Raw genomic sequence first — 814 nt, 5'->3', positions numbered from 1 at the left:
GCCATCAGCCGACGCCGTAGGCGGTCGGCTGGATGGCCTTGTTACACGTATTTTACTGTGAATTTGAAAATATGAGAGCATAAATAAATGAGCCGCAAACACCCAACGTTACTGCCCATAATGATGAGAAAATAATAGCAAGAATTGGATGTTTTTTTACCCAATCAAGAATGCGAAAGTAGAGTGTTTTCTTTATTTTCTTGATCTCAGATTTTGCTTTATTCACAATTTCTGATGCGACAGTCTCTGAAAGTAGGCGTTGAGTACAATCATCACATATTTGTGGATTATGGCACGAATGGATTATGTCTTCTTTGAGGCCATTCATGTCATAGATGCAGCCGCGTGTTTCATCGTGTGTAAAGTCAGTAATATCTTTGTTTACCGGTATCTCTCTTCTACTTCTTAAGAAAACAAGGCAGTATGAATAAATGAGGCGTTTTATAACATTCTCTATGGGGATATTTTCAAATCTTAAGTAATCAGAAATTTCATGAAATGTAAAAACGACTGTGTTATTTTTAAATCTCCGAGTGTAGTAATTATCCTCAAGAGGAACTGTTGTCAAAGCAATCAGTATGTCTTCATCGCCTCGCCCAGGGATTGATTTTAGGATGTTTTCATCACTATAACCCCAATCAGGCAAATCAGAATCTGTTGATAAAGAGTAGCTTTCAAATTCATGATGGATTTGAAAAAGTTTAGACTTTAAACTTTTGATCAATTTCCTGTCGAAGTCGACAGGTAGATACCCAAGTGAAATTACTTTTATAGATGTTTTGCTCATATCTTTCTTAATACGTGTAACGCCCGC

At 36.7% G+C, this 814-nt stretch carries 1 protein-coding gene; it reads right to left on the bottom strand.

The window, feature by feature from the left end:
- Positions 1-52 precede the first annotated feature (52 nt).
- On the bottom strand, positions 53-814 hold a 762-nt coding region (locus tag M3P05_RS20525), incomplete at its 5' end, for a hypothetical protein (protein WP_249702002.1).

The organism is Parendozoicomonas callyspongiae, from assembly GCF_023502345.1.
Classification (GTDB): domain Bacteria; phylum Pseudomonadota; class Gammaproteobacteria; order Pseudomonadales; family Endozoicomonadaceae; genus Sansalvadorimonas; species Sansalvadorimonas callyspongiae.
Note: the sequence above shows the minus strand (reverse complement) of the source record. Positions and strands in the feature narration are given on the sequence as shown.